Below are 21486 nucleotides of genomic sequence, written 5' to 3' on the forward strand. Positions count from 1 at the left end.
AAGATTGTCAAAGAGAAAAAGCCCACAGATGTGAGCCCTTTTCTAATATAGGTTAGAAAAAACTATTTCTCCACTTCTTTTTTCTTGTGTGCAAGAAATCCAAATCCACTCAAAACTCCTAGAAGTCCTAAGACTACAAGATTAGCATGATCTTCTGTACCTGTATTAGGCAATTCCTCTCTCTTACTTGCTACAGAAGTCGGAATTTGTGAAGTTTCTTTTGTCGATTGTTCAGTTGGTGTCTTTGATTTTGGTACTTCTACCTTTGGTGTCTCAACCTTTGGTGTTTCAACTTTTGGCGTTTCAACCTTTGGTGTTTCAACTTTTGGCGTTTCAACCTTTGGTGTTTCAACTTTTGGCGTTTCAACCTTTGGCGTTTCAACTTTTGGCGTTTCAACCTTTGGTGTTTCAACTTTTGGTGTTTCAACCTTTGGTGTTTCAACTTTTGGTGTTTCAACCTTTGGCGTTTCAACCTTTGGTGCCTCAACCTTTGGTTTCGTACCGACTGTGATAACTTCTTCTACTGCTTCTTCAGTAATCGTGGTTGGTTCATTCGGTGTTACTGCTCCTGTATTAGGATCCAAGGTATAAGTTATTGTAGTAGTTGTTTTACCAGCTTTACCAGTTCTTGTTACTTCTCGATAGTCTTTATCTTTTGTATTATCTTCTACATAACGTGTTGTATATGGAGTAGTTGTTTCTACAACTTTAGGTTTAGTACCTACTTTAACTACTTTTGGTACCATAGGAGTTTCTTTTTCAGTCGGCTTACCGTCAGTTACAATACCATCAAGTTCATTCACAATTTTAGGTGTTGTAGTTACAATTTTACCTTCGCTACCGTTCGATTCAACAATTTCCGTACCATAGTCGATTGTTTTGTCTTCTACATAAGTTGTCGTAATTGGAATTTTTGTTTCTGTTTCTACAGGTGGTAAGTTGTTCTCATACTTCTGTTTATACACATAGGTAATGACAGTTTCACCTTTCACAATCTCTGTAATATCTTGTTTGTCTTGTTCTTTAAAGGTATAACGCTTGTTCTCAAAGTCTAAATCGGTCGGATGAGTTAAAGATACCTCAGAACCTACTTCTTTAAGTTCAGATTTAACACTAGGTGCAATTTCAACACCTTGTTCGTTTACAAACTTCTGAGTCACTAAACCTTTGTTTTGAACTTCTGTATAAGTAACAGTATGGAAAGTGCGAGACACACCGTTGATTGCTTTTTCTGTATCTGTCAATTCAACTCTTTGGATATTTGATGCATAAACAATGCGAGGTGTAAACTGATTACGTTTATTAGGAACTACTTTACTAGCAATGTACTCTTTTTGAGAAATTGTATTTTCTCCAAGTAAAGATGTTTCTTGTCTATAAGTGTAATCAGCACCAGCTGAACGTAATTCAAACTCGGATAATTTAGATTTTGGAATATCAGAAGACGTTATAACCCCTTTACCCTGAAAACCTTGGACATCTAAGAATTTTGCATATAAATCTTTAATTGGAATAATATTTCCTTGCTTATCCTTATATCTATAAGTTCGAGTGTAACCAATGAAATCAGTATGATTTTCAGCACGTCGAGTTAAGTTTTTAATAATTACATGAGTCTCAACAGGTTTACTGCTAAATGTAGCGTAAAGTTTGGTTTCTTCAGGTAGTGTATACTCAAATTTAGCAGTTGTCTCAATACTACCGATACCGTAAATACTAGATAAAACACTATCTGAACGAGGTGTGATGGTGTAACTATACACAGTGTTTGGAGTTAGTTCCACTATACGAGCAGGATACCCGATATTCACACGATTTGTTGCATATTTATCTGTAATTCCAATTCGAGCAGGTACCTTAATAAATGTTTCTGTAACTTCCTCAGTAGTTGGTTTCGATACTGCATTATACAAACCTTGAGAATCAGTTAACTCCAATTCATTCGCTTTCAAATACCGAATTTCACCGCTACTTGATGTAATCGGGCTAACTGACGCTTCTTTCGAGACATCTTCATCGATATCTCGACTATTTACCTGAGAAACTAATCTAGCTTTTACTTTAATATAATTAGCATTAATAAGAGTATTTTTAAACTCATCAATCTTAGTTCTATCCGCTTTCACTTGTTCTTGTTCAGCTTTTGCAGACTCTAAATCACGAATTTGAGAATCTACTTTTTCTTCAGCAGTTGTGCGTAAATGTGTAACCTCAGAAGAACTATTTGCAACACCTACATTTTCAGTGGGTGTTTCTGTAACCTTAACCCCTAAAGCTTTTACTTCTTCAACTTTAGCTTTTAACTCGGTTTCTTTTACCGTATGTGTTGTACTCGTTTCAAACTCATTTTGTGAACTTTCACCTGCCGGTTGACCTGGTTGGACGCTTGTTGTATTAGTAGGTTGTTCGTCAGCGCTTACAATCCCATTTAAAAATAAACTCCCTAAAGCAGTCGTTAGGATAATACCACTTAACAAACCTAACTTAGTTTTACGGAGATAGCCATGACCTTTTTCTTGTTTTACTGCTTTATGCAATAGAAACACCAACTTTCATTTATTTTTATTGTTAACATTATTACATAATTTACTAAAAAAGTAAAGGTATCAAGTCAAGAATTAAATACAATAAATTTATAAAAACTTCCTAACTACTGTACTAGAATTTTCTACAATTCAAAAACCAGCACCAGAACGGATTAATACTGATACGAAACAAAAAAACAAAATGACTCTTTATACATCTATGGTAGGATTCAAGACAGATTATTTATTTCTTAATCGATATATAAAAGAAATCCTGATTAAACTGTCTTTAAAACTTAAGAAATCAAGGATATGATAAAAGGAATGGATATCAGTATATCTATTTTTACCATCTCAAAAGTAGATTCAGAGAATATAACTGTTCTCTTATGATGAAACTTTAGAGGTAACTATTCTGTCTTGTTTTATGAAAGAATAGCTTAACCTTTTACTTAAAATATTCAGCTAAAAAAAGAGAGAACGATTTTGTTCTCTCGAAATCCTTATTTTTCATTTACTATAAGAGTAAAGTATTTATAGCTTTACTCCCACTCAACGGTTGCAGGTGGTTTACTTGTAATATCGTAGACGATACGGTTAACGTGATCCACTTCGTTTACGATACGTACTGAGATTTTTTGAAGCACTTCCCATGGAATTTTGGCAAAATCAGCAGTCATACCATCGATAGAGGTGATCGCACGGATTGCAATCGTGTAGTCATACGTACGACCGTCACCCATAACACCGACTGAACGAACACCTGTATTAACTGTGAAGTATTGCCAGATATCACGGTCAAGGCCAGCTTTGGCAATTTCCTCACGCAGGATAGCGTCTGACTCACGAACAGTCTCTAGTTTCTCTTCAGTAATTTCACCCATCACACGGATAGCAAGTCCTGGTCCTGGGAATGGTTGGCGCCATACGATATGGTCTGGCATACCAAGTTCTGTACCAAGAGCACGAACCTCATCTTTATAAAGAGTATTGAGTGGTTCAATCAATTCAAATTGCATGTCTTCTGGAAGACCACCCACGTTGTGGTGTGACTTGATAGTTTGGGCTGTATCTGTACCAGACTCAATCACGTCTGTATAAAGCGTACCTTGAGCAAGGAATTTCACATCTTTGAGCTTGCTTGCTTCGTCATCAAATACATACACAAACTCATTACCAATGATTTTACGTTTTTGTTCAGGGTCAGAAACGCCAGCAAGTTTGTCAAGGAAACGTTTAGCAGCGTCTGCTTTGACGATATTCAAACCAAACTTACCACCAAGCATGTCCATAACTTGATCTGCTTCACCTTTACGAAGAAGACCGTGGTCTACGAAGATACAGATCAATTGATCGCCAATCGCCTTTTGGAGAAGAACTCCAACGACAGATGAGTCCACCCCACCTGATAGACCAAGAAGGACACGTTTATCACCGACTGTTTCACGGATTTTTTGGATCTGCATATCAATGAAGTTATCCATTGTCCAGTCGCCTTTAGCTTTACAGATGTTAAGAGCAAAGTTACGAAGGATATCATTTCCGTATACAGAATGACGAACTTCTGGGTGGAATTGGATACCGTAAATGTGTTTATCTGGATTTTCGATAGCTGCGTATGGGCAGTCAGCTGATGTTCCAGTACGAACAAAGTCAGAAGGAATCTCAGTAACTGCATCGCCGTGGCTCATCAATACAGTCTGCTCATCTGGGGTTGATTCAAAAAGCGCTGATGGTGTGTGAGTTAGGGTTGATTGACCGTATTCACGATTTCCAGCATCACCTGCGGGAACAACTTTTCCTCCAAGTTTATGGGTCAATAACTGCATACCATAACAGATTCCCAAAATAGGAATTCCAAGTTCGAAGATTTCTGGGTCAATATCGAATGAACCATCTTCGTATACAGAGTTTGGACCACCTGAAAGGATGATTCCTACAGGGTTGATTTCACGAACTTCAGTAGCTGAAATTTTATGGCTCTTTAGTTCTGAAAAAACACCAATCTCACGGATACGGCGTGAAATCAGCTGGTTGTATTGGCTACCATAGTCCAAAACGATGATTTTTTCTACATCTTGCAAATCAGTTGAAATGTTGCTCATCTTTTTCCTTTCTCAAAAGAAATATCTTTTTCCAATATTCTATCACAAATAAGGGCGAATTACCAACTAAACAAGGCGAAGATTGACTTTTTCTAGTTTATTGGGGTACAATAGAGAAAAGATAGAAATGAAGTGAAAAATATGCTACCTGCTTATATGAAAATCCATGACCAGATTAAAAAGGATATTGACGAACATCGTTGGGCCATCGGTGAGAGACTTCCAAGTGAACGAGATTTAGCAGAGCAGTTTGCGGTCAGTCGCATGACCCTCCGCCAAGCTATTTCCCTCTTGGTCGAAGAAGGAGTTTTAGAGCGCCGTGTAGGAAGCGGCACCTTTGTATCCAGTACACGTGTACAAGAAAAGATGAGAGGCACAACCAGTTTTACTGAAATTGTTAAGTCCCAAGGTAAAGTTCCCTCTAGCCAACTCATTTCCTACAGAAAAACCATTCCCAATGAGCAGGAAGTTGCCAAGCTAGGAATTTCTCCTACCGAAAATATTATCCGAATGGAGCGGGTTCGCTATGCCGACCAAGTTCCTCTAGTTTATGAAGTTGCTTCTATTCCTGAAAAATTCATTAAGGACTTTAAAAAAGAAGAAATCACTAGTCATTTCTTCCAAACCTTGCAAAAACACGGCTACCGTATAGGCAAATCACAGCAGACCATCTATGCTCGTCTTGCTAAAGAAAAGATTGCCCACTATTTGGAAGTTGAAAAAGGACATGCTATTCTTGGTTTGACTCAGGTTTCCTACCTAGAAGATGGTACTGCTTTTGAATACGTAAAAAGTCAGTATGTAGGCGAACGCTTTGAATTTTATCTTGAAAATAATTAGATTACTATGCAAAAACTCTCTGTCACGGACAAAGAGTCTTTTTTATTTCTCTAAGAGTAAATCTTTCAAAGAAATCAGAGTTACAGCAAACAATATCATTGCCATGCCAAGAAAATCAATAGGATAAAATTGTTCATTCATAATTAAGAAGGCAAAGAAAACCGCCGAGATTGGCTCAATAGAAGCCAACAAGCTTGACTTGACCGGTCCAATCAGACTGGCTCCTTTTAAGAAGGCTGTATAGGCAAAGACAGTCCCGATAAGGATAATGCCCGCAAATGCAAGGAGAAAATCAAGACTAGTTGGGATAGCAGTCTGTAGAACTCCTGTAAAAGGAAGGGCGACTAAACCTGCTATGACCATTCCCACACCAATGACCAAACTGCTCCCCCACTTCTTAATCAAGGCTATGGGCAAAATGATATAAAGTGCGTAAGTCAGAGCAGAAAAGAGACCCCAGAACAGACCGGCAGGTGTCATGGATAACTGGTCCAACTGCCCATGAGTGGCGATCAGAAAGGTCCCTCCGATGGCTAATATGATAGAAACAATCTCTCCCAGTGTCGGTGCTACCTTATCCTTGATACAGCTATAAATCAAAATCCCGACAGGGCAAACATACTGAAGCACCGTCGCGGTTCCTGCATTGGTTTCCTGAATAGCAGTTAGATAGGCAAATTGATTGAGGAAGAGGCCAATTAGAGCAAAAATAAGAAGAGACAGCAAACTCTTCTTATCCGTTAAAAAGGCCAGCATTTTATCCTTTGCAGTAACATAAGCCAAGAACATGAGAATCCCACCAGCGATTAAAAGACGCAAGTTGGTCAAAACCAGAGCCGAAATTCCGTGCGCCATCAGGTATTGGCCACTCGTTCCTGACAAGCCCCAAGCAATCCCAGCCACAACTGTTAATAGAGTCCCTTTTAAACTGTTTGACATGTCTCTCCTTACTCTTCTTTGCGAATCAAGTCCATCACTTGATTGCGGTCTATAATCCATTGAGCTCTCTCATCCTTTTCATAGGTACGATTCGATAGGAAAATGACCGCTTCTTGATTCTGCCGATTCCACATGATGAAGGTACCTGTATAGCCCGTATGGTCTAGCCAATCTCCTTCCAAATTCCATGCTAAAGAACGTTCCTTGTCATCCAAAGGAGAAAAATTTTGACTCAAATCTCTTGCAAAATCATCTGCTAAATAATGTTCTAAAAAGATTTGTAAATCCTTTACAGTAGAAAATAAACCAGCACTACCTGCATGTCTGCCCAGAAGGCGAGCCTTGGGATCATGTACTATGCCTGCCTCTACACCTCTGACTGTTGGAACAGCAAGCTCAACAGGCCCAAACTGGGTATCCGCCATTCCCCAAGGTTTCCAGACTTGCTCCTGTAAAATCTCATCCAAGTCTTGATTAAAGATTCTTTCCAAAATAAAACCCAACAGCAAAAAATGGACATCCGAATAAAGAAAGGCTGGCTGACTTCGTCTCTTAAGATGAAACATCGCTTCCTTTAATTCAGGTGCTGTTAAAAGATCACGATTGGGAATAAAAGGATCAAGATCTGTAGCGTGGGTTAAGAGCTGGCGAATAGTGATGTCTGGATAATCACTCTCAGCTAAAAAATCTGTTACCGGTCTGTCAATATCTAATTTGCCTTTTTCCCACAAAAAAGTAAAAACTGTGCCAACGCCAACAACCTTGCTGACACTAGCTAGGTCATAAAATAGTCCTACCTCAGTCTGTAAGCCATGCTCTGGGTCACTCTGGCCTAAATAGAACTCCGTCCATTGATGGTCCTTAAAATACGCAAAAGAGGCTCCGGGATAAATCCCTGCCTCGATTTGTTCTTCTATTTTTTTAATAATCTTGGTCCACTTCATACTTTTTCAAACCACAATTCAACATTATTTCTATCTTTACCAAGGAAGAATTTTTCAGACTTAGGAATAAAATATTCAGTAGACTCAAACTTCTGGCGAAGACTTGCTATATCTAGTTCATTGACCAAGAACTTGAGCATAGATAAGTCCCAAGTAGCCGTATTGTCCACAGTCAAATCTTGACCCTGAGCTGGGATAAAATCAAGTGATGTCCCAATTTCAGATAGTTCCAAAAAACTATCTACATCCGTTGGGAGGTGTAATTCCATAGAAATTTCAAATTTACTTAAAGAAATTGACTCCAGATCTGTTTGAAATTCTGGCTTTTCTCCTACTTCTACTAGACTTGCTCTGTCATCTTCCGCATGAATCAAAATCAAATCATCTTCGGGTGAAAAAATCTCAAAAGCGTAGCCATTTTTACCTTTATATAATTGATGAATCGAATCTGTTTTAGCTAATAAGGCCTCGATTTCTAAGGGATTTTCTACCTTGACAATCAATCTAGCTAGTTTTTTTCTTCCCTCTACCTTACGAGTGCGCATACTTGGAGCTTCTTCTAAAACCAGCTTTTCTAAACCTGTTTGATCACCTAGTGACAGAAAGGCTGACTCTTCTAATAAGGCCTTCATGCCAAGGGTTCCTATATAAAATGTTTCATTTAATTTTCTATTATTAACTTTTAAAGTAGGAATAATCCGTACAATCTGATTTACATTCATAAACTCCTCCAACTCTTTTATTTTAAAGGATTTTAGAATTTTTTACAAGAAATTATGCTCAGATTTACCTTTTTTTCGTAAAATTTCATCTAAAAAACCGAGGATTTCCTCGGTTTCAATTTCTTATAGGTAAAGGAATTTGAAGATAGCTACTGCCGCAATTGCTGCTGCGATAGGTGCTACTACTGGTACCCAAGAATACCACCATTTTGAATCACCTTTGTGCTCACCAAGAACTGATTTTGGAAGGAAAGCATGAAGGAGACGTGGTCCCAAGTCACGGGCTGGGTTCAAGGCAGGCCCTGTAGGTCCACCAAGTGATGTTACCAAAGCCATAACAAGGAATCCAAGTGCCAAGTGAGCAATTCCAAGACCAGAAGTCATAAATGGCGCTACTTGTTCTTTAGCTTGGTCAAGTGCTGCTGTTACTTGTTCTTGAGGAATGGTTTGACCTTGAGTAGTTGCTTGAGCAACTTGAGCATTGATAGCTGCTTGTGCTTTTGATACTAGTTCAGCACCAAAGAAGTTTTTAGTCATTCCAAGAGCTGCAAAGAAAAGAACAAATGAACCAACAAACTCGTTTACAAAACCGTTAACAGTTGCTGCAAAATGTGATTCTTTTGTACCATTATCCAAACTTGAAATTGTTGAGAAAGTACCCAAAATGTTGTTTGGATTTTCAGTTTTCAAGTAGTATGGGCGGTGTGTTGCCACAACCAAGGCTTGACCAAAGATAGCACCCAAAACTTGTGCGATGATATAAGGCGCAACTTGTGCCCAAGGGAAGAGACCGCTGATCGCAAGTCCAAGAGTGAAGGCTGGGTTGATGTGGTTTCCAGATACGTTACCAAACATCAAGGCTGGGATCATAACCCCCATACCATAACCAACAGCGATAACGATCCAGCCACTTTGGTGACCTTTCGTACCTTTAAGTTCAACGTTGGCAACTGCACCATTTCCAAGAATGATCAAAATAGCAGTTCCCAAAAATTCAGTGGCATATTTAATTGCCCATGTGAAATCCATTTGATAGATTCTCCTTAAAATTTTTTAGACAATCCTTATTCTATCAATTTTTATATCTTTTAGCAACAGGTTTTCTAAAAGAATGTATGAGAAAGCGGTTTTATTTCTCTTATTAAAACAAAAGGATTAAGGGGATCCATTTCCTTAATCCGAGAGTTCTTATTCTTGACGTTGTCCGAAATCTGCAATCATCTGCTCCATTTCTTGTCGACTCGGAGTTGTCAGCATATAAAGGTAATCTCCTTGAAGTTCCGCAAAGGCCGCTGGCATGATTTTTTTAACCTTGAACTGATGGCTGTATTTGGCAAGCAAGTCCTCCTCAGAATAAACATAGTGAGCATTGGCACGACGGGATGTAGCTAAACAATATTGAGCTTCAAAGTCTGACGCTGGGAACTCTTCTCCTGCGACAATAGCTGCATATCCACGATAGAGGTCCAAGGAATGGGCAAAGTTATAAACATCAATGGTAAAACCACCTGCAGGGCGGTTATTGTACTCAATGGCGATGTAATCATCCCCTTCACGGAAGAACTCGATATGGAAGAACCGTTCTTTCATACCAAATTCTTTGACAATTGCCTCACCATATTTACGTAATTTGGGATCCATATCCTTGAGCACATAGTAGGAATTGTCCATCTTGTAAATCATGAGATCAAGCGGTGTATAGGCGTAGTCAAAGGTTGTTGAAAAGACAATTTTTCCGTCCTTATCCACAAGACCATCAAAGGTGCAAATTTCGCTGGAAGTGACAAATTTTTCAAAGAAATAAACGGTCGAATGGTCCCATTCTTGCTTGAAGTGATTGATATCGTCTTCTGTTTCAAGCTTAAAGGTCGCGGCTGCTCCCACTCCATTGTCAGGTTTTGCAATCATAGGAAGACCGATTCCATTCGCAGCTTGATCCACATCTGCTTCCGTCTTGATAACAGCTCCAGGTACCACAGGGACACCTGCTTTTTTGAAGAGTTTCTTCATTTCAGACTTAAATTTCGTCTTTTTGAGATCCTCTGGTTTGGCACCAAAGACATTGAATTGTTCTCTGAGTGTTGCATCCAACTCAAGCCAGTATTCATTATGAGACTCAATGCGGTCAATTGGGCCATGTTTATAGAAAAGAAAGGCTACAGCACGTTTGACTTCGTCTATGTTCTCAAGATTATCTACGCGGAAATACTCGGTCAGGCTATTGCGTAAAGGTTCATCCAATTGCTCGTATGGTTCTTGACCAATTCCCAAGACTGTGATGCCTTTATTGGCTAGTTCTATGGTAAACTGTTGAAAGTTTTGTGGATAGTAGGGAGAAATAACAAGGTAATTCATAGATAACTCCTTTTATAAATAGAGATTTCCAAGGAAATAAGGCATTTGTTTGCGCCACCATTCCCAGTCATGGGCGACATCGTGTCCCCATTCAGCAAACCAGGCTGGAATTTGTTTCTGGTCAAAGGCTTCTTTGAGCTTGTAGAAAGATGGTAGACCGTCTTGTTCCCATGCACCAAGACCCGTACACAGCACAATCTCTGCCTGACGATAACGATCAATAAACCAGCCGTCGTTCTGGTTCCAGATATAATCTACTGGCGAGTTTTGGTAAATAGCATCGTCATTGTAGTAATCGCCGACAAAGAAACGTGCGTCGTAAACACCACTAAGAGCTATCACCTTGGTAAAGACATCTGGATGCTGGAGGAAAAAATTGACAGCATGGTAGGCGCCCATCGAGCAACCTGTCGTCATCATACCATCAAACCAACCTGTCTTATGCTTGATAAAAGGAATGGCCTCTTCAATCACATAGCGTTCGTAGGTACGATGCATCTCCGCCTGGTCATGACCATGTTTCCAAGTGGCCAACCAGCTCTCACTGTCTACACTGGATAGGGTAAAGAACTGAACACGGCCTTCCTCGATAAAGGAAGCACAGGCATCAATCATGCCAAAATCATAGTATTCATTGTGACTGCCACCTGATGAAGCAAAAACCACAACTGGAATCCCAGCATGTCCATAACGGTTGAGGTACATTTCACGGTTGAGATGACCACTCCAGTGGCTAAGGTTTTCAATATGCATTGGCTTTCTCCTTTTCTAACTTACCATTTCTCTGCAAAAAATCTCAGACAGTCTGGTAAATTCTCCGACCAAGGGATTTCACTATGGATGGCACCAGACTGAACTTTCAAGACAAGATTATCTAAGTGTACCCCACCTGCTATCAAATCATGGTAATACCGAAGAGACGAATCGATATAGGCTTGTTTGATATTACCAGCCATCAGGGTCTTGTCCGTATCATCTGCTTCTTCAGTTCCAACATAGATAAAGATACGCTGGTCAGGCGATAGTTTCTTTCGTTCAATATAGCGATTAAAGGCTTCTTGATGGAGCCAGTTGGCAGATGAAAAGACGCCCAAGCAACCAATTTGGTCTTGGTATTCCAAACCGATAAACTGGGTAATATTTCCTCCTAGTGAAGACCCAATCATAGCCGTATGCTGGCGGTCAGCTTTAGTACGGTAGGTCTCATCGATAAATGGCTTGACCACCTCCATAACAAACTCGGCATACTCCACGCCCTTACCGCCAAATTGCTGTCCTGGGATAGGAGATTCTTGGAACTTCCAAGCCGCATACTCATTCATCCGCCCCATACCATCATTGTCAATGGCGACGACAATCATGCGACTGATATCAGGATTACGCTTAATAGCTGGGATAATCTTCCATGAATGGCCAATGAAAGACTCCTTGCTATAAAAAACATTTTGCCCGTCATGAAAGTAAACAACAGGATAGGAACGATCCGTGTCTTTCTCATAATCTTTAGGCAGAAGAACACGTACACGGCGTTCCTTACCTGTATAAGGAACCTTGAGTTTGTGTTCTTTCATTTTTAAATAAAAGTAGGATTGATTCATTGTCAGAAAACTCTCTATATTCAAAATTTTATTTTATTATATCACAATTATAGAAAAAAAGTTAGTTTTGCTTCCACTTTTGGAATTAAAAACTAACTTTTTCATCTATTTTTCTAAATTCTTCTGGATTTTCTGATTAGAGCAGATTGTCAATCAAGTCATCCACTTCATCTTTTTCAGCCTGCGGTGTAATCTCAGTAATCATGATTCCAGCTACAGCTCGCTCAACTAAACCTTCAACATCCATGCGAGCTTCATACTGCTCCGCATTCTTAATCTTAGGATTTGTTTTCGGACGATCTGGCGCAAAAATGGTACAACAGTCTTCAAAAGGCTGGATAGAAATTTCAAAGGTGTCAATTTCCTGAGCAATGTCAATGATTTCCAACTTATCCATTGTCACAACTGGACGGATGATGGGAGTGTTGGTAACTGCATTGATAGCCTGCATGCTCTCCAAGGTTTGGCTGGCTACTTGACCAAGACTTTCCCCATTGATAATTACTAAACCATTTCGTACCTCACGAATACGGTCAGTAATCCGCATCATAAAACGACGCGTCAAGGTCATAAGGTAGGCTTCTGGTGCTTTAGCCTTGATTTCCTCTTGAATCTCTGTAAAAGGAACTTCGATAAACTGGATATTTCCTCCAAACTTGGTTAATTTACGGGTCAAATCTTGGGCTTTTTTGAGAGCGCCTGGACTCGTGTAAGGTGGGCTGGCAAAATGAACAGCCTCAATATCCACTCCACGTTTCAAAGCAAGATAACCTGCTACAGGTGAGTCAATCCCTCCTGACAACATAAGCATCCCTTTACCTGAAGTTCCAACTGGCAAACCACCAGCCCCACGAATGGTTTCATAAGAAAGATAGGCTGCTTCTTCACGTATCTCCACCTGAAGATTGATGTCAGGACTTTTCATTTGAGCTTGCACATTTGGAATGGCTTCGAAAACAGCACCTCCAAGTGTTTGATTGAGTTCACGACTATCAAGTTCAAAGGTGTGGTCGCTACGCTTGCTAGAGATTTTAAAGGTCATGCCATCCTTGTAGATATCTTTCATAATCTCTTGGACAGCAGACTTCAGAACTTCTACAGATTTTTCAACCTTATAAACAGGGGAAAAGTTTTGAATTCCAAAAACTTGTTTGAGCGATTCTGCTACTGCTGTGTAATCTGCTCCATTGAGATAAGCGTGGGCACGGTCGCGATCTGCCGTTACCTTAACTTGGGGATAGATAGACAAAACGTCTGAAATATTATTGCGAAGTTTATTGATGAAACGCATACGATTTTTACCCTTGGTTGATAATTCTCCGTAGCGAATCATAATTTCTGAATATTGCATGAATGCTCCTATCTTACTTTTCTAGTTTGATTGTAAATTAATTTTAACTTGGTCAAAAACTGCTCGACCTGACTCATATCATTTTCAAGGTCTAGGCTAAGACGCACAGCTGACTGGGCCTTATCTTTATCCACTCCCATGGCAATCAGGGTTCCGGCTGGTTTCCCAGCCTTGGACGAACAAGCAGAGGTCGTTGAGATGAAAATATCATAGTCTTCAAAGGCGTGAACGATGACTTCACCACGAACACCCTTGATTCCAAAAGTCAGAATATGAGGGGCGAAGTCTTCCTCATCCGAAAAGACAAAAATATCTGGATAGTCCAGAAGTGCTTGACGAATTACTGACTTCATCTGCCCAGTCTTGCACCTAAAGATATCTAGCTTTTCCATAGACAAGCGGAGAGCCTTGGCAGTCGCTGCAATTCCTGCCACATTTTCAGTTGTCGAACGGTAATCACGTTCCTGACCCCCACCTGTTAAAAGAGGCGTAATCTTCTTGCCAGACTTGATATAGACAAATCCAACACCTCGAACTCCGTGAAACTTGTGACTAGAGAAAGTCGCAAAATCCACTCGTTCTGTCAGATACTTTTCAGTCGGAATCTTGGCAAGTGCCTGAACCGCATCAACGTGGAAGGAAATAGTTGGCTTGTCTGCCAATAGTTCTGAAATAGCTTGAATAGGTTGAATCGAGCCGATTTCATTGTTCACAGCCATGACGGAAACGAGGGTCGTATCAGGTCTTATCAAATCTGATAACGCTTCAACATTTACAAATCCTTTGTTATCAACTGGAGCAAAATCTACTTCAAATCCTTGACTTTTCAACCAGAGGGCTGACTCTTTGACTGCCGGATGTTCAATGGCTGATACAATGATGTGTTTTCCAAACTGAGCCTTTTCAAAGGTCACACCCTTGATGACCCAGTTATCTCCTTCTGTCCCACCAGAAGTAAAGAAGATTTCATCGCTTTTCTTACCGATTAAATCTGCAATCTGTTGGCGAGAAGCATCTAAGATTCGTGTTGCCTGGTCTCCCAAACGATGGAGACTAGATGGATTTCCTAAAATTTTTGAAGCGACCTGCATATAGGTTTCAAGTGCTTCAGGATAGGGCTTGGTCGTCGCCGAATTATCAAAGTAAATCATATTTTCTCACGCTTTCTAAAATCACTCCCTCTATTGTATCATGAAACGGAGCCTGCGACAAGAAAGGGCAATTTCTCTTTTTTTAAGATTTTTTTAAAGAAATGCGGTATAATAAATTTTAATTAAAGGAGAGAATATATGTCTAATTATCGTAGAACTTCAAAACCAAAAACAGAACACATCAAAAAAGGCTTCACGGTCTTTCAAAAAACTGTTGCCACTATCGGTAGTATCCTTGGCTTAATTACTGCAAGTATCACTATCATGAACGCCTTAGATAATAACAAAAACACTAAAAAAGAACCTACGACAAGCCAGACGACAACAATTGTCAAAGAAATTCAAAAGGAATCCCCTCAGGAAAACACTAGTCCCAATAAGGAAAATAACACTTCTCAAGAAAAAACACAGCAAGAGGAAACACCAAAATCTAGCGTCAAGGAAGAGAAAAAAGAAGAGCAGAAAGCAGCAACTCAGGATTCTTCTACTCCTACTCCAAGTAAACCTGCTACTGAAAATGAAAAACAGTCCAATACCCCAACTTCGGAAAATAAAACTAATCAATAATCACTAAAATAGCCTCCTTCCAAACTTGGAAAGAAGCTATTTTTTTATTGTTGTAAAACTTTTCTTGGTTTGGTACCTTCAGCTGGACCAATGACACCTGCCATCTCAAGCTCTTCCATGAGACGGGTCGCACGGTTAAATCCAACTGACAAACGACGCTGAATCATAGATGCGCTGGCTTTCTGGGTTTCGATTACCAAAGCCTTGGCTTCTTCAAAGAGCGGATCACCACCAGATTCACCATCTGAAAATTCTCCGTCATTTTCAGAAACCTCACCTGGATCAAAACTCTCATCGTAATCCGCATCCGCCTGAGCCTTGATGAAGTTTACGATGCGTTCGACATCGTCATCCGAGATAAAGGAGCCTTGGAGACGAACTGGATGATTTTCATCAATTGGTTTAAAGAGCATATCTCCACGTCCAAGCAGTTTCTCAGCTCCATTTTCATCTAAAATAGTACGGGAGTCTGTTCCTGATGAAACTGCGAAAGCGACACGAGATGGGACATTGGCCTTGATCAGACCAGAAATGACGTCAACGGATGGACGCTGGGTTGCAAGAATCATGTGGATACCTGCAGCACGCGCCTTCTGTCCGAGACGAATGATAGCATCTTCCACTTCCTTGCTGGCTACCATCATAAGGTCAGCCAACTCATCCACAATTACAACAATGAGTGGTAGCGGAACCTGCTTGTACTCAGACTGAGCATTAAACTCTTCTACCTTGGCATTAAAACCTGCAATATTCCGAACTCCCACCTTGGCAAAGAGTTCATAACGATTTTCCATTTCATCCACGACCTTTTGCAAAGCCTTGCTGGCCTTACGTGGATTGGTCACGACTGGAATCAAGAGGTGGGGAATATCATTGTAAACAGACAACTCAACCATCTTGGGATCGACCATCATAAATTTAACTTGGTCAGGTCTCGCCTTCATGAGGATGCTAGCGATAATGCCGTTAACAGCTACTGACTTCCCTGAACCCGTTGAACCTGCAACTAGCAAGTGGGGCATCTTGGAAAGGTCAAAAGCTCTTGCGGTGCCATTAACTGCCTTTCCTAGAGGAATTTCTAAGAGATTTTCTGCTTTCGTTTGAGATTGTTCCCATAGTTCGCGGAAGGATACCGTCGCAATCTCAGAGTTAGGAACCTCAATCCCGACTAAGGATTTACCAGGTATTGGAGCCTCAATCCGGACATCCTTGGCTGCCAAGGCTAGAGCGAGGTCATCTGCTAGATTGGAAATGCGGTTAACCCGTACACCGACTGCTGGCTTGACTTCATACTTGGTCACTGACGGCCCAATTTCAGCCCGTTCAACCGTTACCTTAATACCAAAACTAGCAAAAGTTTCTTCTAGGATTTTGATGTTTTCACGAACGATTTTTTTCTCTTTCGACTGGTCTTTTGGTTTATCTGGGGCAAAGAGTTGTAAGCTTGGAAGTTTGTATTCAAGGGCTTCCTTGGCTGAAAAATCGACCTGAACATCTTCGTCATCAGAGTTATCTCCCTGTTCAGGGAATTCAAGTTCAGCTTGAGGCAGGATGATTTCTGGTTCTACCCACTCTTCTTCTGGAAAAGGTGGAACGTCAGGCACAACATCTGCTGTCAGAATTTCACCTGTTTCCATATCAATAGGAGGCAAATCGAGTAAGGCTTTTTCAGCCTCTTCTTGTTCTAATCTAGCCTCTTCCTCAGCCTTTTGACGAGCTTTTTCTTCTTGTTTGACAAAGCGTTCCTCTTTTCGACGCTCATGCCCTTCCCGCCATTTGGCAAAGCCTCTACTGAAGAATTCAGCAATATCGTAAACAGACCAAGGACTGACTAGGAGAGCACCTACTAAAATCAAGATAGAACCAATAAAGTAAGTACCGATATTTGAGAAGAGAAAGGCTGTTGGCACATAGAGTCCAACACCAATCAAGCCTCCACCAGCAAAACTGGTCGTTCGAAAACCAGTCAGATCCGTCACAACCTGAGCCATGGTCCCTTTTAATACCGACTTGTCCAAACCATATTTCCAAACTAAGTAGGCCTCAAAAATCAAGAGCAAACCTGCAAATATGGTGAAAAAGCCAGATAGGAGCCCTTCCTGTTTTCGTATCCACTTGAAAAAGAAGAGATAGAGCAGGATACCAAATATTGCCAGATAAGCTAGGCTACCCACCAATAAGCGAATTAAATTGTAAAGGGTGATACCTGCAGCCCCTAATTTGAAGGCTGCGAAAATCAATAACAGCGCGATTCCCAACGAAATCAACATTCGTTGAATCGCTTCTTTTCTTTCGAGTTCTGCTTTAGACGGTCTCCGTCTTGTTTTACTTGTATTCTTGTTTGCCATTCTTCTATTATACCATATTTCACAGGCATTTCGGGAAGAGAAAAAGACTGCACCAAACGGTCCAATCTTTTCATTTTCTATCTAAGTTTTATGCTTTTGGTTTGCGTAGGTAACCATAGACCACACCACTTACGATTGCTCCTACCAAGACAGAAACGAGGTAAAGAAGAGCATTTGAAGTAAGGGCAATCACGAAGATTCCTCCGTGTGGCGCCATGAGTTTGATACCAGTAAGACCAACGAGGCCACCTGCTACTGCTGAACCAAGGATGAAGCTTGGGATAGCACGAGCTGGGTCAGCGGCACCAAATGGAATCGCTCCCTCAGTGATAAATGACAAGCCCATGATGATGTTTGTCAAACCTGAGTTACGTTCTTCCTTAGTAAATTTATCTTTGAAAAGAAGAGTTGCGACAAAGATAGCAAGTGGCGGAACCATTCCTCCAGCCATAACTGCTGCCATGGCTACAGAACCACCTGAAGAAACAGTCGCTGCAAGTGTACCTGTACCAAAGACATAAGCCGCTTTATTGACTGGTCCACCCATGTCAACAGCCATCATTCCACCAAGGACGATACCAAGAAGGACAGCTGAACCTCCTCCAAGACCGCCTAGGAAATCATTCATAGCAGTGTTGATTGCTGCCATTGGGATGTTAACAGCTAGCATGACAAATCCAGTCAAGATTGTTCCAAGAAGTGGTAAAAGAAGAATTGATTTAGCACCTTCAAGTGAACGAGGAACTTTCACGTATTTCTTGATAGCAAGAACTAAAGCACCTGCGATAAATCCACCAACAAGGGCACCTAGGAAACCAGATGAGACACCTGCAAGAGTTGAAGTTGCTTCACCACCTGCTGCATAAGGGATTTTACCAAAGGCAAAACCTTCTTTGGCAATAGCACCAGCTACAAAACCCGCTACCAAACCTGGTTTTTCAGCGATAGAGTAGGCAACGTATCCTGCAAAGACTGGAAGCATCAAACCAAAGGCAGCTCCACCAATTTTCATGAACATAGAAGCTAGTTCATGGTAGGAACCAAGATTACCAAGATTTTCATTTGGAACACCCAAAGCACCGTCAATCAAGAAGGCAAGGGCAATCATGATACCACCACCGATAACGAATGGTAACATTTGCGATACACCACTCATCAAGTGTTTGTAGAAGGCACCACCAAGGCTTTGTTTTTCGTTAGAGGCTGTTGCAGCTTTTGCACCATTAGCGGCACGGTAGACTTCCGCTTCTCCTGAAATAGCCAAGTTAATCAACTCTTCTGTCTTACGGATTCCGTCAGCAACTGGACGATTGATCAATGGTTTTCCATCAAATCGATCCATTTCAACGGCCTTGTCTGCTGCAATGATAACAGCTTTAGCCTTGCGAATGTCTTCCGCAGTTAGTTGGTTACCAACACCGCTAGCACCGTTGGTTTCAACCTTGATACCAATACCCATTTCAGCAGCCACTTTTTGAAGAGCTTCTTGAGCCATGTAAGTGTGGGCAATACCTGTAGTACAAGCTGTAACAGCCACGATAAAGTCATCAGAGTCATTGACAGGGGCTTGAATAGGCTCTTCAGTTTTTTCTGAAGCTTGGTCAAAAAGTTCAATGACTTGGTCAGCTGATGTTGCTTGACGAAGTTTGTCAGCAAAACCGTCTTTCATCAAGTATTGAGACAATTCTGCCAAGGCTGCCAAGTGAGTGTCATTGGCACCTTCTGGAGCCGCAATCATAAAGAAGAGGTCAGTTGCTTGTCCATCCAAGCTCTCATAGTCAACACCCTTGTTTGACTTAGCAAAGAGAACAGTCGCTTCTTTGACAGCAGCGTTTTTGCTGTGAGGCATTGCTATACCGTCACCCAAACCTGTAGAAGTCAAAGCTTCACGCGCCAAAATTCCTTCTTTAAAGGTTTCAAAATCTGTCACATAACCGTGATCTGTCAAACTTTTAATCATCTCGTCGATGACAGCTGTTTTTTCAGTTGCCTGCAAATCCAGCAACATGACATCTTTTCTCAATAGGTCTTGAATTTTCATAGTTTTTCTACCTCAACTTTTTCATATGTTTCTTTAATAAATTCGGCCGTTGCCAAGTCATCTGAGAAGGTAGTTGCCGTTCCGCAAGCCACTCCCCATTTGAAGGCTTCTACTGCGTCTTTTGATTTGACAAATTCACCTGTGAATCCGGCAACCATAGAGTCACCAGCCCCAACTGAATTTTTGACTGTCCCTTTGATTGGTTTAGCAAAGTAAGTTCCCTCAGATGTGACAAGAAGTGCACCGTCCCCAGCCATGGAGATAATGACGTTTTGAGCACCTTGGGCCAGTAACTGACGAGCATAGTTCTCGATTTCATCTAAACTTTCGAGTTTCACTCCAAAAATCGCTCCAAGTTCATGATTGTTTGGTTTGACCAAAAGTGGCTGGTAGTCCAAACTATCAATCAAGGTCTGTCCTTCAAAATCACAAACGACTTGCGCACCAGTCTTGCGTGTCAAGGCAATCAAATCCTTGTAGATGACATTGCCTAGATTCTTAGCACTTGAACCAGCAAAGACAACTGTATCTTCTGCAGTCAAACTAGATAAAATAGCTTTCAATTCTTCTAGCTGAGCTGGTTCAACATTTGGACCAGTCCCGTTGATTTCTGTCTCTTGGTCTGCTTTGATTTTAACATTGATACGAGTATCTTCTGCCACTTGGACAAAACGTGTCTCGATTTCTTCCTCTGCCAGAGTATCTGTGATAAATTCACCAGTAAAACCTCCGATAAATCCAGTCGCTGTATTTGGAATACCCAAGCGTTTCAAGACACGACTGACATTGATTCCTTTCCCACCAGCAAACTTATCATCACTGTCCATTCGATTGACACTACCGACTTGAACTTGATCCAAACGAACGATATAGTCAATGGATGGATTGAGTGTGACTGTATAAATCATACTTCTATTACCTCCGTTTTCTCCTTAATAGCCTGCAAGAGCTCATGCCCTTGACTTGTGATAACAATAGCTCGTTTGAGTGGTGCTACCTTGGCAAAGCAAGTTTGTCCAATTTTAGACGAATCCACCAAGACATAGGTCTGTTTGGCATTTTCTAAAATAGCACGCTTCACAGCTCCCTCTTCCATATCAGGAGTCGTATAATAACCATCGTCCACACCATTCATCCCGATAAAGGCACGGTCAAAGTGCAATTGGTTAATCTGGTTAAGAGCAACGCCCCCGATACTAGCATCTGTCGCCATCTTGACACTTCCTCCAACCATGACAGTTGGAATCTGCTTTTCAACCAACTGAGCGGCATGGTGAATCGAATTTGTCACAACAGTAATATTCTTATTAACCAATTCATGAATCAAAAAAGCAGTTGTTGTTCCAGCATCGATAAAGATGACATCTTGTTCCTTAATAAGAGAAGCTGCCTTCTGAGCTAACAACTTCTTCTCTTGAAGGTTTTTGACAGATTTTTCTTGAATGGTTTCTTCTTCCTGCAAGGAATGGGGCAATTCTGCTCCACCATGCACACGACGAAGCTTGTTTTCTGCTTCCAACTCATCCAAGTCTCTTCGAACCGTTGATTCTGAGGTCTCTAGCAAACTAACTAATTTTTCTAGAGAAACTACATGATGTTGATTTAACTCCTCTAAAATCAGTTGTTTCCGCTCTGTTTTTAACACTGAATCACCTCCTGTTATCGTTTACACTATTCATTCTATCACACTTTCTTTCAAAGTCAAGCATTTTTTGTCATTTTCTTTCAAAATCTATCATTTTTCTTATTTCTAGAATTTTTATTGCAAGATAGGGGCCTTTATGGTAGACTATTTGAGTAAGTATTGGAAGATTACTCAAGAGGCTTAAGAGGCCGTGTTGGAAACGCGGTAGGCGTGTAACAGCGTGCGTGGGTTCGAATCCCATGTCTTCCGTTTATTTTAAAAAAGATACCCAAGAAATCTGTACTGACCCCAAAAAGTTAGACAATTAATTTAAGCAAAGGATTTAGTTCTGTATTGTACAGGGCTAAGTCCTTTT

General features: G+C 40.8%; 17 protein-coding genes and 1 tRNA gene. 3 read left to right on the forward strand and 15 right to left on the reverse strand.

Translation table 11 applies throughout. The features are described from left to right. Positions 1-62 precede the first annotated feature (62 nt). Together N8M16_RS02440 and guaA are read right to left on the reverse strand one after the other, a co-directional pair. Positions 63-2546 (reverse strand): G5 domain-containing protein, encoded by a 2484-nt coding sequence (locus N8M16_RS02440; protein WP_261069574.1) that lies wholly within the window; start codon positions 2544-2546, stop codon positions 63-65. A gap of 521 nt (positions 2547-3067) precedes the next feature. Next, positions 3068-4630, reverse strand: a complete 1563-nt coding sequence (gene guaA / locus N8M16_RS02445) for a glutamine-hydrolyzing GMP synthase (protein WP_261069575.1) — start codon at positions 4628-4630, stop codon at positions 3068-3070. 141 nt (positions 4631-4771) lie between these two features. On the opposite strand from guaA, the gene N8M16_RS02450 reads away from it, so the two are divergent. After that, a complete protein-coding gene (locus N8M16_RS02450; RefSeq protein ID WP_000936183.1) occupies positions 4772-5470 on the forward strand; it encodes a GntR family transcriptional regulator in 699 nt (232 codons plus the stop codon). A gap of 42 nt (positions 5471-5512) precedes the next feature. Here N8M16_RS02450 and N8M16_RS02455 read toward each other — a convergent pair whose 3' ends face one another. The 9 genes from N8M16_RS02455 to N8M16_RS02495 form a co-directional block, all read right to left on the reverse strand. Next, positions 5513-6409, reverse strand: coding sequence for a DMT family transporter (locus tag N8M16_RS02455; protein WP_261069576.1), 897 nt, complete (start codon positions 6407-6409; stop codon positions 5513-5515). Positions 6410-6417: 8 nt separating this feature from the next. Then, positions 6418-7353: a serine hydrolase domain-containing protein gene (locus tag N8M16_RS02460; RefSeq protein WP_261069577.1), complete on the reverse strand. Its 936-nt coding sequence runs from the start codon at positions 7351-7353 to the stop codon at positions 6418-6420. Next, complete coding sequence (locus N8M16_RS02465) at positions 7350-8075, reverse strand: CppA family protein (protein WP_261069578.1); 726 nt, start codon at positions 8073-8075, stop codon at positions 7350-7352. Before N8M16_RS02465 ends, N8M16_RS02460 begins: the two co-directional genes overlap by 4 nt. A gap of 123 nt (positions 8076-8198) precedes the next feature. Continuing rightward, positions 8199-9104, reverse strand: a complete 906-nt coding sequence (gene gla, locus N8M16_RS02470) for an aquaglyceroporin Gla (RefSeq protein WP_049543626.1) — start codon at positions 9102-9104, stop codon at positions 8199-8201. Positions 9105-9263: 159 nt separating this feature from the next. Continuing rightward, positions 9264-10430, reverse strand: coding sequence for an ATP-grasp domain-containing protein (locus N8M16_RS02475; RefSeq protein WP_261069579.1), 1167 nt, complete (start codon positions 10428-10430; stop codon positions 9264-9266). 12 nt (positions 10431-10442) lie between these two features. Continuing rightward, positions 10443-11183, reverse strand: a complete 741-nt coding sequence (locus N8M16_RS02480; protein WP_020903515.1) for an esterase family protein — start codon at positions 11181-11183, stop codon at positions 10443-10445. Between the two features lie 20 nt (positions 11184-11203). Continuing rightward, positions 11204-12028, reverse strand: coding sequence for an alpha/beta hydrolase (locus N8M16_RS02485; protein ID WP_033685208.1), 825 nt, complete (start codon positions 12026-12028; stop codon positions 11204-11206). Positions 12029-12164: 136 nt separating this feature from the next. Beyond that, positions 12165-13379, reverse strand: a complete 1215-nt coding sequence (gene thiI / locus N8M16_RS02490) for a tRNA uracil 4-sulfurtransferase ThiI (protein ID WP_033685209.1) — start codon at positions 13377-13379, stop codon at positions 12165-12167. 8 nt (positions 13380-13387) lie between these two features. After that, positions 13388-14530: a cysteine desulfurase family protein gene (locus tag N8M16_RS02495; protein WP_033685210.1), complete on the reverse strand. Its 1143-nt coding sequence runs from the start codon at positions 14528-14530 to the stop codon at positions 13388-13390. A gap of 138 nt (positions 14531-14668) precedes the next feature. Here N8M16_RS02495 and N8M16_RS02500 point away from each other — a divergent pair, with 138 nt between their 5' ends. Then, positions 14669-15097, forward strand: coding sequence for a DUF6556 family protein (locus N8M16_RS02500; protein WP_000073950.1), 429 nt, complete (start codon positions 14669-14671; stop codon positions 15095-15097). Between the two features lie 44 nt (positions 15098-15141). Here the strand turns inward: N8M16_RS02500 and N8M16_RS02505 are convergent, their stop codons facing one another. From N8M16_RS02505 to N8M16_RS02520, 4 genes are all read right to left on the reverse strand, one after another. After that, on the reverse strand, positions 15142-17445 hold the full coding sequence (locus N8M16_RS02505; protein WP_314725814.1) for a DNA translocase FtsK: 2304 nt from the start codon (positions 17443-17445) through the stop codon (positions 15142-15144). Between the two features lie 88 nt (positions 17446-17533). Continuing rightward, positions 17534-19486: a fructose-specific PTS transporter subunit EIIC gene (locus N8M16_RS02510; protein WP_261069580.1), complete on the reverse strand. Its 1953-nt coding sequence runs from the start codon at positions 19484-19486 to the stop codon at positions 17534-17536. Further along, on the reverse strand, positions 19483-20394 hold the full coding sequence (pfkB, locus tag N8M16_RS02515; RefSeq protein ID WP_261069581.1) for a 1-phosphofructokinase: 912 nt from the start codon (positions 20392-20394) through the stop codon (positions 19483-19485). Before pfkB ends, N8M16_RS02510 begins: the two co-directional genes overlap by 4 nt. Beyond that, positions 20391-21131 carry a DeoR/GlpR family DNA-binding transcription regulator gene (locus N8M16_RS02520; protein WP_000920651.1) on the reverse strand — a complete coding sequence of 247 codons (741 nt, stop codon included), beginning with the start codon at positions 21129-21131 and terminating at the stop codon, positions 20391-20393. Before N8M16_RS02520 ends, pfkB begins: the two co-directional genes overlap by 4 nt. Positions 21132-21292: 161 nt before the next feature. Between N8M16_RS02520 and N8M16_RS02525 the strand changes: the two genes are divergently transcribed. Further along, positions 21293-21380, forward strand: a tRNA-Ser gene (locus N8M16_RS02525). Positions 21381-21486: the final 106 nt, after the last annotated feature.

The sequence above is a fragment of the Streptococcus mitis genome (assembly GCF_946188375.1).
Lineage (GTDB): Bacteria > Bacillota > Bacilli > Lactobacillales > Streptococcaceae > Streptococcus > Streptococcus mitis_CX.

Excerpts from the sequence above, each read along its gene's own strand:
- N8M16_RS02485 (WP_033685208.1), bottom strand. The coding sequence starts at position 12,028 with ATGAATCAATCCTACTTTTATTTAAAAATGAAAGAACACAAACTCAAG.
- N8M16_RS02450 (WP_000936183.1), top strand. The coding sequence starts at position 4,772 with ATGCTACCTGCTTATATGAAAATCCATGACCAGATTAAAAAGGATATT.
- guaA (WP_261069575.1), bottom strand. The coding sequence starts at position 4,630 with ATGAGCAACATTTCAACTGATTTGCAAGATGTAGAAAAAATCATCGTT.
- N8M16_RS02465 (WP_261069578.1), bottom strand. The coding sequence starts at position 8,075 with ATGAATGTAAATCAGATTGTACGGATTATTCCTACTTTAAAAGTTAAT.
- N8M16_RS02455 (WP_261069576.1), bottom strand. The coding sequence starts at position 6,409 with ATGTCAAACAGTTTAAAAGGGACTCTATTAACAGTTGTGGCTGGGATT.
- pfkB (WP_261069581.1), bottom strand. The coding sequence starts at position 20,394 with ATGATTTATACAGTCACACTCAATCCATCCATTGACTATATCGTTCGT.
- N8M16_RS02505 (WP_314725814.1), bottom strand. The coding sequence starts at position 17,445 with ATGGCAAACAAGAATACAAGTAAAACAAGACGGAGACCGTCTAAAGCA.
- N8M16_RS02460 (WP_261069577.1), bottom strand. The coding sequence starts at position 7,353 with ATGAAGTGGACCAAGATTATTAAAAAAATAGAAGAACAAATCGAGGCA.
- N8M16_RS02510 (WP_261069580.1), bottom strand. The coding sequence starts at position 19,486 with ATGAAAATTCAAGACCTATTGAGAAAAGATGTCATGTTGCTGGATTTG.
- gla (WP_049543626.1), bottom strand. The coding sequence starts at position 9,104 with ATGGATTTCACATGGGCAATTAAATATGCCACTGAATTTTTGGGAACT.
- N8M16_RS02500 (WP_000073950.1), top strand. The coding sequence starts at position 14,669 with ATGTCTAATTATCGTAGAACTTCAAAACCAAAAACAGAACACATCAAA.
- thiI (WP_033685209.1), bottom strand. The coding sequence starts at position 13,379 with ATGCAATATTCAGAAATTATGATTCGCTACGGAGAATTATCAACCAAG.
- N8M16_RS02480 (WP_020903515.1), bottom strand. The coding sequence starts at position 11,183 with ATGCATATTGAAAACCTTAGCCACTGGAGTGGTCATCTCAACCGTGAA.
- N8M16_RS02475 (WP_261069579.1), bottom strand. The coding sequence starts at position 10,430 with ATGAATTACCTTGTTATTTCTCCCTACTATCCACAAAACTTTCAACAG.
- N8M16_RS02495 (WP_033685210.1), bottom strand. The coding sequence starts at position 14,530 with ATGATTTACTTTGATAATTCGGCGACGACCAAGCCCTATCCTGAAGCA.